This window comes from Paenibacillus sp. J31R98 (assembly GCF_056269245.1).
Genome location: NZ_JBWDNO010000002.1, coordinates 302,967 through 315,837, shown reverse-complemented (window position 1 = coordinate 315,837; position 12,871 = coordinate 302,967). Strand labels below are relative to the sequence as shown.

11 protein-coding genes are annotated in these 12,871 nt (G+C 49.3%); 7 read left to right on the top strand and 4 right to left on the bottom strand.

Annotated elements, in window-relative coordinates; translation table 11 throughout:
* Positions 1-29: 29 nt before the first annotated feature.
* The 3 genes from AC0YNX_RS09835 to AC0YNX_RS09825 all read right to left on the bottom strand — a co-directional run bounded on the left by AC0YNX_RS09835 (position 30) and on the right by AC0YNX_RS09825 (position 4,076).
* A complete protein-coding gene (locus AC0YNX_RS09835) occupies positions 30-467 on the bottom strand; it encodes a VOC family protein (protein WP_475816218.1) in 438 nt (145 codons plus the stop codon).
* Between the two features lie 1,849 nt (positions 468-2,316).
* Positions 2,317-3,084 carry a TIM barrel protein gene (locus AC0YNX_RS09830; RefSeq protein ID WP_475815508.1) on the bottom strand — a complete coding sequence of 256 codons (768 nt, stop codon included), beginning with the start codon at positions 3,082-3,084 and terminating at the stop codon, positions 2,317-2,319.
* A 23-nt stretch (positions 3,085-3,107) separates the two neighbouring features.
* Positions 3,108-4,076 (bottom strand): Gfo/Idh/MocA family protein, encoded by a 969-nt coding sequence (locus AC0YNX_RS09825; protein WP_475815507.1) that lies wholly within the window; start codon positions 4,074-4,076, stop codon positions 3,108-3,110.
* Positions 4,077-4,331: 255 nt separating this feature from the next.
* On the opposite strand from AC0YNX_RS09825, the gene gnd reads away from it, so the two are divergent.
* From gnd to gntK, 4 genes are all read left to right on the top strand, one after another.
* Complete coding sequence (gene gnd / locus AC0YNX_RS09820) at positions 4,332-5,228, top strand: phosphogluconate dehydrogenase (NAD(+)-dependent, decarboxylating) (protein WP_475816217.1); 897 nt, start codon at positions 4,332-4,334, stop codon at positions 5,226-5,228.
* A gap of 104 nt (positions 5,229-5,332) precedes the next feature.
* Positions 5,333-6,004: a GntR family transcriptional regulator gene (locus tag AC0YNX_RS09815; protein WP_475815506.1), complete on the top strand. Its 672-nt coding sequence runs from the start codon at positions 5,333-5,335 to the stop codon at positions 6,002-6,004.
* Positions 6,005-6,153: 149 nt separating this feature from the next.
* The gene (locus tag AC0YNX_RS09810; RefSeq protein ID WP_475816216.1) at positions 6,154-7,515 is read left to right on the top strand and encodes a GntP family permease; all 1,362 of its coding nucleotides are present in this window, start codon (positions 6,154-6,156) and stop codon (positions 7,513-7,515) included.
* Positions 7,516-7,578: 63 nt separating this feature from the next.
* Positions 7,579-9,114: a gluconokinase gene (gene gntK / locus AC0YNX_RS09805; RefSeq protein ID WP_475816215.1), complete on the top strand. Its 1,536-nt coding sequence runs from the start codon at positions 7,579-7,581 to the stop codon at positions 9,112-9,114.
* A 6-nt stretch (positions 9,115-9,120) separates the two neighbouring features.
* Here the strand turns inward: gntK and AC0YNX_RS09800 are convergent, their stop codons facing one another.
* The gene (locus AC0YNX_RS09800; protein WP_475815505.1) at positions 9,121-9,555 is read right to left on the bottom strand and encodes a hypothetical protein; all 435 of its coding nucleotides are present in this window, start codon (positions 9,553-9,555) and stop codon (positions 9,121-9,123) included.
* Positions 9,556-9,757: 202 nt separating this feature from the next.
* On the opposite strand from AC0YNX_RS09800, the gene AC0YNX_RS09795 reads away from it, so the two are divergent.
* The 3 genes from AC0YNX_RS09795 (at position 9,758) to AC0YNX_RS09785 (ending at position 12,870) form a co-directional block, all read left to right on the top strand.
* A complete protein-coding gene (locus AC0YNX_RS09795) occupies positions 9,758-9,958 on the top strand; it encodes a cold-shock protein (protein ID WP_475815504.1) in 201 nt (66 codons plus the stop codon).
* A gap of 82 nt (positions 9,959-10,040) precedes the next feature.
* Complete coding sequence (locus AC0YNX_RS09790; protein ID WP_475815503.1) at positions 10,041-11,468, top strand: phosphotransferase; 1,428 nt, start codon at positions 10,041-10,043, stop codon at positions 11,466-11,468.
* A gap of 19 nt (positions 11,469-11,487) precedes the next feature.
* Entirely contained in the window at positions 11,488-12,870 is a 1,383-nt protein-coding gene (locus AC0YNX_RS09785) for a UDP-N-acetylmuramoyl-tripeptide--D-alanyl-D-alanine ligase (protein WP_475815502.1), read from the top strand.
* The last annotated feature ends 1 nt before the right edge of the window (position 12,871 follow it).

The following is a 12,871-nucleotide window of genomic DNA, read 5'->3' as shown; positions in this document are numbered from 1 at the left end:
AGCTACTTGTTACTCTGCGAAAGATCTTCTTAGGCTTCGCCGGTCCTTCTCATACCTCCAAGAATAATGCTGTATCCGTCCGGGTCCGTAAAGCGTGCATCGAGAAAGTCCCATCCATCATTTGAGGTTTCCACTGGTTCCATTGCGATCGTACCGCCAGCTGCTCGTACTTCGTCAACGATAAGAGATACATCCTCCCATGACACATGAACGAATGTATCCCAAGGGTAATCGGGGCCTTCCCATAAACCCTCGACACCTCTGACTTTGGCGGAAAGAGCATTTGGACATACATCTTGTGGAGATACTGCCTGTTGTAAAAGCACTTCCATTACAGGATACGGTACATTCGGATCTCCACGTCTTGCGTACCCGGAATCGTTCACTTCATCGCATCCCAGCACGTTTTTGTACCAGTCCAGTGACTTCTTCAAATCGGTAACAAGTCGTACTTGAATCGTCTTCATAAACTTATCTTCCGGCTGATTCGTAGTCGGTTCTTCAGCCAGTGACCGGTTAGCGCTGAGAACGATGTTATATCCGTCATAATCCACCATTTGCGCTTTCATATAGAGTCGCTCTTCGTGCGTATATTCATAAGGCTCTACCGTAATTTTACCGCCTCTGCTGCGTACTTCCTCGATGATGTAAGCGAGGTTGTTCCAAGCGACCTCAACTAGAAAATCACAGCCATACTCTGAGCTTGTCGCTTCAGCTGGTTCATCTGAGCGCTTCTGTGCGACCGCGTTCGGGCGAATCTGGTCCTGCGAGGCAGCTGTGCAGACAATGAGCCCCAAGCCGCCCCCGTCTCCCCGAGTTGCATGTCCATAGCCGCTGATGTCGTGACATTGCAGCACATTGCGATACCATTCCTGAGACTTTCTGATGTCAGATACTAAACGTACAGGGAATGCTAATCCAAATTCTCCTCTTCTGGTCGGTTCGTTGGAAGTCAAAAAAGACAGCTCCTCTGCTGCAATATTGGTGTGATACCAGCTTCGCCAGGCAGGCTTACACCCCATATATCATTCGAGAATGCTCCAAACGATTCCTCTATTCCTATAATTATCTTAAATATACATATATTTTCTAAATTATTGCTCCGCTCTGTTGCTTCCCTTTGATCCGAACTGGCGGATGTTGACCTTCCGTTAATATTTTCCCGGAAATTGGTAATGCGCAGGTCGCGTCGCTGATGATGTTCGGAGTGGGGCTGTCCAGCCAAAAGATAGGCGACGACGGAACTACTCTAACGGAATAGAGAAGGGCTATTGGCCGAAATTCATCTTCATGCTGAGTCTAACGGTACTAGGAAACGTTATTGCGAGGAAATAGGTCGTTAACGGTACGATATGCGGCCAATAGTGTCGCTGTGTTCCGTTAGATTCTGTAAAGCGCGATTATTGGCGTAATAAGACCGCTACGTTCCGTTAGCTAATTTGTTGCCGCTGTTGCAAGATGTTGGGCTAGGGACTGCGCCTAAAAGCTAGCTTCGCCTACACCAACGCAGAAGTTGGCTTCAACTGTAACCAGAACCTGGCTGCTGTGCCTTCACCAACAGGCAATCCTCGGTGCACCTAGAAAACTAGCTTCGCCTACACCTGGATTTGAGCTCTGGCTGCTGCACCTGCGACTCAGATTCTGGCGGAATTCACGCTGCCAGGTGATTGCGATGCGCTAACGAACTCAGTCAGCGATATTCGCTCCAAAAGAGCTTCGTCTATCTTCTAACGAATCCATGTCACGCTATTCCAGTATATCGAGCTATTTTCAACACCAGATGCATCAGATAACGCCGCTGGAGTTCGTTAGAAGTTTTTAGCTGCTTATTTCGACCAAATAGCGTTCCTACGATTCGTTAGTAAAGTCACCATACGCCAATGCGTAGTCGCAAACACAAAAAGCAGTGACCAGATGTCACTGCTTTTGTGTTTGTTATTGTGTTTTAGCTTTCGTGTTTTAGCTTGTATTTTTAGCTTTTTGTGTTTTAGCTTTTATGTTTTTGCTTCTTGTGGTTTTGCTTTTCAGGCGCTGCAAGCGCCAAGGCGAGCGTCAGCTCCAGCCTAATTGGGTTTGAGCGACTTTGGTGGAACACCACGGGAGCGCAAATCCAATTAGGCTGGCCGCAGCGGCGCCTAGCGCAGCAGAGCCGAAGGCTCTTCAGCTTCTGCCTTGCGCGCTTCGGCACGAAGCGCACCGGCGACTTTGGTGGTAAGCGCAGCAACAGGAATTACGAATTAGAGCGACTTTGGTACGAAGTACCACGGGAGCGCTAATCGTAATTCCTGTGCGAAGTGCCCCACCACGGGAGCCGTTCTACTCGAGATTAGCTACGATGTCGCGCTTAAATTGCTCGATCGCAACGTCCGTGTCAACGGTATAGCCGCACTCGAGACCGACAAAACCGTCGAATCCGGTTCCTTGAATCGCTTTAAGGATGCTCACATAGTTGAGCTCGCCCGTACCTGGCTGCTTGCGGCCAGGGTTGTCAGCGATATGGAAGTGGTTGATCCGATCGATGTAATTGACCGCATTGCGAGTGACATTGCCTTCCGTAATCTGCTGGTGATACACATCGAATACGATCTTCACGTTCGGACTGCCGACCTGGTCAATGATGTAGACGGATTCATCGGAACGCTGCGAGAAATGACCAGCATGATCAACTAAACCGTTCAGCGGCTCTACTTCAAGAACGACGCCTGCTTCTTCAAGCAATGGCGCACAGCGTTTCAGTGTCTCGATCATGTTCGCACGCTGAATGTAACGAGGGATGCCGTCGAGAACGTTGCCTGTTTGGGTAATGATCGAACGAACGTTAAGGATGTTACAAGCTTCGATCGATTCACGCACACCCGCAACATATGCGTCCCGAAGCGATTCATTCACAAGGCTGATGAACTTGGTGCAGGTCGCGTTGATGCCAACGCCGATGCGCTCCTGCTCCTTCGCCGTGCGGCGAATGTCCTTCAAATCCCACCAAGCATAGTATTCAAGGCCGTGAAGGCCATGTTCTTTGATTTTCTCCAGATGATAGATCTCGTCTTTACCGGGGTAAGCGCCGATACAGAGTGCAAATTTCATTGTAACTAACCGCCTTTACTCGATTATAGGGTGACTGGCTTGCCCGATATGGCAGATTCGTTCGCAGCAATCGTCACAGCATGTGTGCGGAGCGCATCTTCGTAATTCGATAAGATTCTGGAAGTGTCGCCTGTACGCAGCGCATAAATAAAAGCTTCGTCTTCGGTATTGTAAGGGTTCGTGCTGCCGCTGAACGTATTAATGCCATCAGGTGTGATCTCGCGAAGCGTTCCGCCTCTGATCTCGAGCACGCCGCGGTTCGTATAGAGATCGAGTCCGACATGGGAGCCGACAGGAATGGCGCATGTATTGGAAATCGTTGCAATCGTACCGTTCGCAAGCTTCATCGTTACGGAACCTACATCTGGAACGTCAGTGCCCGGAACTTGCTTATCCATGATTTGAAGAGCGTAAGCCGCATAGACTTCCTTGACCTCTCCGCACAAATAGCGGAGCAAGTCAACGATATGCGTCGTTTGCTCGACGAATTGACCGCCCGAGCCGTTCATCACTCTCCACCATGGAACCATCGGCATGCCGCCCATCCAGTAGCCGAGAGCCATACCTTGCTTAGCGCCTTCGAGCAGCTTCTTCGTCTGAGCAGTAGCCTCTTCATATCTCCAGTGGTATCCGACGGAAGTGATCAGCTGCTTGCCATTCACTTTCTCAGCGATGAGAGCAGGCACTTCATTGTTGATGCCTAGAGGTTTCTCAACGAGGAACGGAATTCCGCGCTCTACGAGCTTCAGCTCTGCATCTCCATGAGCCATCGGAGGAACGCAGACGTATACGCCGTCCAGCTTACGATCATCCAGCATGTTGTCCAGGTTAGTAAACGCTTTCGCTCCAGCGAATTCTGAAGCCGCCTTCTCAGCACGCGATGAGTCCACGTCGAAGAATGCAGACATTTCAACCCCATCCATCTTCACGAGATTCTTCAAATGGTGATTCGCGATTCCTCCGGTACCAATTACACCAAGCTTAACGGACATGGCACAAGTTCACTCCAATTCAAGAGATTAGTCTTATACAAGCAATTCTTGAAAATGATTCTCGTTCCATAGATATGCGTTTGATATATGATATATTTCTTTATTGGTATAAAAAATGATTCATAGAGAGCAGGGCTCTCGGTAGCTAGTAGATGCGAAATTCAATATTTACAGAAATGCAAGGAAGCAGTAAAATTGGTGAGCAAGTAAAGTTGTATACAAGTATACTTGTAGACTTAAATAGAGGTGGATATGATGAAGATAGGTATGATTGGGCTCGGCAAGATGGGCTATAATCTCGTGCAAAATTTGCTCCAAAACGGGCATGAAGTCGTCGTGAACGACGTGAATCCCGAACCAGGCCAGCAGCTTGCCAAGCTTGGCGCGGAGTTTGCCGCTACAATTGAGGAAGTAGCTGTGAAGCTGCCGACGCCGCGCGTCGTGTGGCTGATGGTTCCCGCAGGAAATATTGTTGATCAAGTCATTGACCGACTGGCTCCAGTGCTTGCTGCAGGAGATATTGTCATTGACGGAGGCAATTCTCATTATAAAGAATCGATCACGCGTGCTGAGCGATTAAGCGAGCAAGGCATCCATTTCTTCGATGTCGGCACATCGGGAGGAACGGAAGGCGCAGCACAAGGTGCTTGCTTCATGATCGGCGGCGACAAAGAAAAATTCAGCGTCATCGAACCTTTGTTCCAAGCGATCGCGGTTGATAAGGGCTATCTGTATGCAGGCAAGAACGGCAGCGGACATTTTCTGAAAATGATCCACAATGGGATTGAATATGGAATGATGCAGGCGATTGCTGAAGGCTTCGAAGTGCTGTCGAAGAGCGATTTTGACTACAATTATGAGGATGTTGCCCGCGTATGGTCGAACGGCTCGGTCATTCGGAGCTGGCTAATGGAGCTGACAGAGAATGCATTCTCAAAGGATCCTCAGCTGGACGGCATTCGCGGCGTCATGCAGAGCTCGGGCGAAGGCAAATGGACAGTTGAAACAGCCCTTGACCTCGAAGCGAGCACGCCGATTATTGCGCTATCGCTGCTGATGCGTTACCGTTCGCTAGAGACGGATACGTTCCATGGCAAGGTCGTTGCCGCACTTCGTAATGAGTTCGGTGGACATGCAGTCGTCCGTTCATAAGGAAGAGACATAGTATCAAATCGTGAATCTATGTTAAAATCAGTCATGCTGATTTTATTATGCAATCATTCAAATTTGATCGACGTAGGAGAGTTGAATTAGAGATGCGTTATCCTTCCGCTTGGCTTGCTGGTGTTTCTCGCGGTGACTCCATCGCTTGTGAATTGAGACTGCAAATTATTCGAGGAACGATCAAACAAGGGGAAGTGATTTCGGAGAATCGGGTTGCCACTGATTTCGGTACCAGCCGTTCTCCGGTTCGTGAAGCGTTGAAGACGTTGTCCAATGAAGGGCTCATCCGCCTGGAACGGATGGGTGCCGTCGTGCTCGGTCTTAGCATGAAGGATCTCGAGGAGCTGTACGATGTCCGCTATCTAATCGAGAGCTTTGCTCAGAAGCGACTGGGAGAAGGTGGTCACGAGCCGCTGCTCGTTCATCTCAAACAGCTCATAGACAAAATGGAGCTTGCCGTCAAATACAACGATAGTGTTGAGTTCTCGCACCTCGACTTCACCTTCCATGAGGCGATGATTGTCGGGGCGAAGCATTCCCGCATTCTTCATTTATGGAAGAGCATCCGTCATATCGTGCTTACGGTGATGCTGATTACGACGGATGAAATATTCTCGCAAGGGGAAGAGAAGCTTCATACCGTTATCGAGAAGCATCGGACGCTCGTGCGGGCTATTGAAACTCAGGATCCTGCGGAGATTCAGCAAGTGGTCGAGAATTATTTTGCCGACTCGAACCAGACGCTGCACAGCAGTATTACTTAACACATCAAGCGCTCTCAGCAAGCGCATAATCAAACTTGTCGACAAGTATACAAATAGTGGCGAATGCAAGTTATGACAACATTGGAATAACCGCATCACGCTAGTCGAACCCTAGGTAACGTACAACCAGAATTTACAGGAGGTTCATGATGAGTAGTATCTTCGGACTCAGTCATAATGTGACATTAATTATTTGGGCGCTCGTGTCGATCGCCTTTCTTGTAACGCTTATTGCAAAATTCAAATGGAATCCGTTCGTCACGCTGCTTATTTCCGCGCTGATGCTCGGTTTTCTTGCCGGGATGAAGCCGGCAGACAATATTAAAGCGGTGACCGGCGGACTTGGCGGCACGCTTGGCACAATCGCGATTGTCATCGGACTCGGTACGATGCTCGGCAAAATGATGGCGGAGTCCGGCGGCGCGGAACGAATCGCGAACACGATGATTCGCCTCTTCGGCGAGCGACGCGTTCATTGGGCGATGCTAATCGTTGGTTTTATCGTCGGTATCCCGGTTTTCTTCGAGGTCGGCGTTATTCTGCTCATTCCGATCGTATTTATTGTCGCTAAGAAGACGAAGATGCCGCTCCTACAGATCGGTATTCCGGTGCTGGCCGGTTTGTCCACCGTACACGGACTAGTGCCGCCGCATCCTGCGCCAATGATTGCGATCAGCGCTTACAATGCGGATATCGGCAAAACGATTCTTTACTCGCTAATCGTCGGCTTGCCTACTGCGATATTAGCTGGTCCGCTGTTCGGGAAGATGATCGGCAGCCGCATTGAGGCTGAGCCGCCAACAAAGCTGGTCGAGCAATTCGCGACTTCAGAGGAACGCGTTCTGCCCGGCTTCGGCATTACGTTATTCACAATCTTGCTCCCGGTCATTCTGATGCTGATCGGATCGGTTGCGAATATTATCGACCCGCTTGCGACAAGCAGCTGGACGGTGTTCTGCGAATTTATCGGCCATGAAGTGATTGCCTTGCTGATCGCGGTCGTGTTCTCGTTCTACTCGCTTGGGTTCGCACGCGGATTCAACAAAGAGGAAGTATCACGATTCGCAAGCGAGTGCTTGGCTCCTACCGCTACGATTATCCTAATCATCGGTGCAGGCGGAGCGTTCAAGCAAGTTCTCATTACGAGCGGCGTCGGCGATGCCATTGCGGCGATCGCGACATCGGCGCATGTGAATATTATCTTCTTCGCCTGGTTCATCGCGGCGCTGATTCGCGTGGCAACCGGCTCGGCAACAATTGCCATGACGACTGCCGCGGGCATTGTAGCGCCGATCCTCGGACAAACGCCAGATGCCAACGTCGAGCTAGTCGTGCTCGCGACCGGCGCAGGCTCGCTGATTCTGTCTCATGTTAATGACGCTGGCTTCTGGATGGTCAAGGAGTTCTTCAACATGTCCGTTCCCCAGACGTTGAAATCGTGGACGGTGATGGAGACCATTCTGTCTGTTGTCGGTCTCATCTTAATTATGCTTCTCAGTGTAGTCGTTTAATGTAAGCTACTCTAGGAGAGCAGCAATCCACCGGAAAGTAGGGTTATTCACTTGAGTCAACCTATGTATGTGATTGGAGTAGATATCGGGACAACGAGCACGAAATCCGTGCTGTTCGAGGAGAACGGAACTGTTGTCGCGAAGGCTGATGAAGGATACCCGCTGTTTACGCCGACAGCATCCATCGCCGAGCAAGATCCGGATCAAATTTTCCACGCCGTCATCCATACCGTTAAGAACGTAATCGCGCAAAGCGGCGCGAGCGCCAATCAAATTAGGTTTGTTTCGTTCAGCTCGGCGATGCACAGTGTAATTGCCGTCGATGCCGAAGGCAAGCCGCTGACGCGCTGCATCACATGGGGAGATAACCGGAGCGCGGCATGGTCCGAGCGGCTGAAGCATGAATTCGGCGGTCATCACATCTATCTGCGAACAGGAACGCCGATTCACCCGATGTCACCGCTGCCGAAGCTCATGTGGCTTCGGCATGAACAGGAAACATTGTTCAATCGGACAAGCAAGTTCATTTCGATTAAGGAATATGTATTCGCTCGATTGTTCGGCGAGTATGTAATTGATTATTCGATTGCATCTGCGACAGGCATGTTCAATCTAAGCAAGCTCGATTGGGACGAAGAAGCGCTTGCCCTCGCTGGCGTGACAAGAGATCGGCTGTCGCAGCCCGTACCGACGACGCATGTCATGAAAGGCATGGATGCAGCATTCGCCGAAGTGATGGGGCTCGGCGTTTCGACGCCATTCATCGTCGGCGCAAGCGACGGCGTGCTCTCGAATCTTGGCGTTAACGCCATTGAGCCAGGCGTCGTTGCAGCGACCATCGGCACGAGCGGGGCGATCCGGACAGTCGTGGACACGCCGGTGACAGACCCACAAGGACGCACATTCTGCTATGCGCTCACAGAGAAGCTATGGGTCATCGGCGGGGCCGTCAACAATGGGGGGATGCTGCTGCGGTGGGCGCGAGATGAATTTGCGGCTGCAGAAGTGGAAACGGCGAAGCGGCTCGGGATAGACGCTTACGATCTGCTTATGCAGGTCGCTTCGCAAGTACGGCCTGGGGCAGACGGTCTGCTGTTCCATCCCTATATGACTGGGGAGAGAGCGCCGCTGTGGAATTCCAATGCAAGGGGCTCATTCTTCGGGCTGACGATGCATCATCGCAAGGAGCATTTGATTCGCGCCGTGCTGGAAGGTGTTATTTTCAACCTGTACACGGTACTGCTCGCCATGGAGGAGAACATCGGTCGCCCTACCAGAATCCAAGCGACAGGTGGCTTCGCAAGGTCGCCGCTCTGGCGCCAAATGATGGCGGATATCTTCGATCAGGAGGTCGTCGTGCCGGAGAGCTTCGAGAGCTCCTGTCTCGGCGCTGTTGTGCTCGGTCTCTACGCGACTGGCAGAGTCGATTCGCTGGATGTCGTCTCGAAGATGGTCGGCGCAACGCATGTGCATCATCCCATACAGGAGAATACCAAAGTCTATCATCAGCTGCTGCCGATCTATATTCGGTTGGCACGCCAGCTCGAAACCGAGTACGAGGCGATCACGAAATTCCAGCTGCAATACGCGCAATCTTAAAGATGTTCAGACTTCAGATACAGCAGTAAAATTAACACTTTCCGGTCCGACCCTTGTAACACCAAGAAGAGAGGCTTGTATAAATACCGTGTATGCGACATTGGCTGTATTAGGAGCATTGAAATCCGACCCCGAAAAGGAAATGATTTGCGGTCCGAGCAGGTTAATATCCAAGTTCTGAGAAGCAGAGAAGACGCTAACACCAGAAGTCGTTAAGCCTCTAATCACGGTTACGGTGATGTTGGTTACTGAAGGTGAAGGGCCATATTGCAGGGTAACTGTTCCGGAGAAAGACACCGTAGTCATATTCGCTGCACCAGCAGATAAATTCAGCGTCTGTTGAGCTATGATCTGAGGGAGCGAAATCAGAATGATCGGTATTGCAATGGAATTTGCATAGCTGGCATTTTGTGAAGTTTTCGAATCTAATAATCGGGTCAAAGCTTAATCACCTGCCTCATTTTCGTTATAATAAAGGTATGCAACTCGGTCTAAATGTGATTGGACAAGGCAAATTAGAAAATTTCTTAATAAAATTATTACAAAAGACAAATTTCAACAAATTTTTCGTCCAAGATGGGTTATACTTGGAATAGTCCGCTTCGTTGCGGCATATTGTTTAAACTTTGGAGGTTATTTGTTAATGGAACAGGGTACAGTGAAATGGTTTAATGCAGAAAAAGGTTTTGGCTTTATTCAAAGAGAAAACGGTGACGATGTATTCGTACATTTCTCTGCCATTCAAAGCGACGGCTTTAAGTCATTGGACGAAGGTCAACGTGTTGAGTTCAATGTCGTTCAAGGTCAACGCGGTGCTCAAGCGGAGAATGTTGTAAAACTGTAATATTGAAAATCAAACCTGCTCTTGACGATATGTCAGGAGCAGGTTTTTAATTTCCAATGATTTCGAGGGAGAGGATTCGAAATTGAACGATTCATCGGCAATTATTGAGCAATACATACGGAATTTGGATAGGTATTCGATCGAGCAGCTGCGTTATAAGTGCGAAGAAAATGTATGGTCGATTGGGCAAATGTATATCCATGTCATCGAAGTGGCGAAAGAGTACATCGGGCATATCGAAACGTGCAGCAAAGCAACACGCGAAGAGTCTGAGGGAAAGACTGCTGTCGGAGTAAAGGCTCTTGCCGAGAAAGAGTGGCCGAATATCCGTGTGCAGCTGGATGAACCGCCTAACGCGACAATCAATCCCGAGAGCAAGGATGAAATCAGAGCTGGTCTCGAGCATATGCTAGAGAAATTGGACTACTGGGTTGGCATCATCGATCAGTCGAATCCAGCTTGTAAGGTGCGCCATGGCTGGTTTGGTTGGCTGGATGCGAGTGAATGGTTTGAAATGGTCGGCATGCATAGCAAGCACCACTTGCGACAAAAGGCAATATTGGATGAGAAGCTCGCGCAGGCAGGTATTAGATCGATTGAAGATTTCACGCAAACAGCGAACCTTTTTGTCAAAGAGCGCTATGGTGACCGTGCTCATGATCTAGCGCATCTGGCATCTGGAGGTTGGTCGAAAGCCTATTCCTTCAAGCTCGATGAGCGAGAGATGGTTATTCGTTTCGGCGCATATGTGGATGACTTTCAGAAGGATCGAGTCATGGGGGCGTTCTCCACGGGAGCATTGCCGATTCCGAAGGTTATCGAGGTTGGTGAGACGGAGAACGGATTCTTCGCCGTATCGGAACGAGTTCAAGGTGATAAGCATCTCGATGAGCTTGACGAATCGGAGATGCGAATGATCCTTCCGGCATTGTTCGATGCGCTTTACGAGCTTCAGAAGATGGATCTTACAAGCACACAGGAAGTTGGATTGTGGCGTCCGGAAGGAACAGGATCAAGCTGGGGAGCAGAGCTATTATCGGTAGCAGAACCAAGAGAGAGGCTTGCTGGCTGGCGCGAGCGGTTAAACCAATCGCCGCGAGAGGCTAGCATCTTCGATGCCGGTGTAGAGAAGCTGCGTCAACTCGTACCACAGCTTCCGGAGATCCGAGGAATCGTGCATAACGATCTTCTGAACCGAAACGTATTGGTGAGTCAGGGGAAACTAACCGGGGTCTTCGATTGGGGTAATGCGTTCTTTGGCGATCCGCTCTATGAACATGCTTTGTTTCTCTATTGGTGGCCTTGGTTCCCACAATGGAAGGGCATTGACCTGCAGGAAATTCTAGATGACCATTGGGCGAAGCGTGGCGGCCCGCCTGAGCAGATGAAGGAACGTCTACTCTGCTGTCTCATCCACAATGGGCTTGATCATATCGCCTACTGCGCATTCAAGGAACGTACAGAAGATATGAGACGAAATGCGGATCAATTGCTGACTTATATTGGGTAGAGACTTAAGGGGGGATTAGGTGATTAAGCGCTCAGTTGCAGAATTACTATCCATGGTTGGCGGAAGTAAGACAACGATTGCTTCCCCTGAGAACTTAAGTATTCAAGGGGTATCCATCGATTCCCGGACACTTAAGGGATGTAACTTATTCGTTCCAATCGTGAGAATAGATGATGGACACAACTATGTGATGCAGGCATTCGAGAATGGAGCTGTCGCATCATTATGGCAAGCAGACCATGCTCTACCCCCCGGAGATTTGCCGCTCATTATTGTTGAAGATACGCTAACCGCTTTACACAATCTTGCGCAGTCCTACCGAGAACAACTCGACTGTAAAGTTATTGGAATCACAGGGAGCAACGGTAAAACCACGGTTAAAGATGTTGTCACTTCGATATTACGTACATCCTACAACGTTCAAAAAACGTATGGGAACTTAAATGGAGAATACGGTCTGCCCTTATCATTATTAGAGGTTGAAGAAGATACGGACATTGTTGTGTTGGAAATGGGCATGAGCAGCGCTGGCGAAATGAAGGTCCTATCGGAGATTGCGAAGCCGGATATCGGTGTTATAACGATGATTGGCGTGTCTCACTTATCAAACCTTGGATCGAGAGAGGGGATCGCTCTAGCCAAGCTGGAATTGCTCGAAGGATTGAACACGAATGGAGCTCTCATCATTAATGGGGATGAGCCGTTACTTACGCAGCCAATTGAGGGAATGAACCTCCCAGAATCCTTATCGGTTATTCGATTCGGCGAATCTCAGAGCAACGATTATTTTCCGCTTACGACCCGCCTTAACCTATCTGGCATCTCTTTTACAACAAACAGGCATAATCAACCTTTTACCGTACCTCTAATTGGGGAGCACAACGTATTAAACGTATTGGCAGCGATTGCCGTGGCGGATCGTTTGCACATCAGTCCAGAGGACATTCAGAGTGGGCTAAACCAGTTAGAAATGACTGGAATGAGGATGGAACGGATTCCGTCGCGGCATGGCTTCCTAATTATCAACGATGCCTGGAATGCAAGTCCGGTTTCGATGCGAGCTGCAATTGAGACTGTATCCAATCTAGATGGCTTTCATAAACGCTTGTTGGTGTTAGGCGATATGCTGGAACTCGGAGATGACGAAATTGCGTTTCATCATGAAATCGCAAGCAGCATCGATCCTGCAAAGATACATTCCGTGTTTACATATGGCGAGCTAAGCAGATCTATATCTGATGCTCTTAGCGATGTAAGCTTTGAAGGAACCGTGAAGCATTTTACTTCAAAAGAAGATCTTATATTCGAATGTAAACAAGTATTAGCTAAGAACGATGTTGTACTTGTGAAAGGCTCCAGAGGGCTGAAGTTGGAAGAGGTATGTCATTCTTTAGATCAATAGC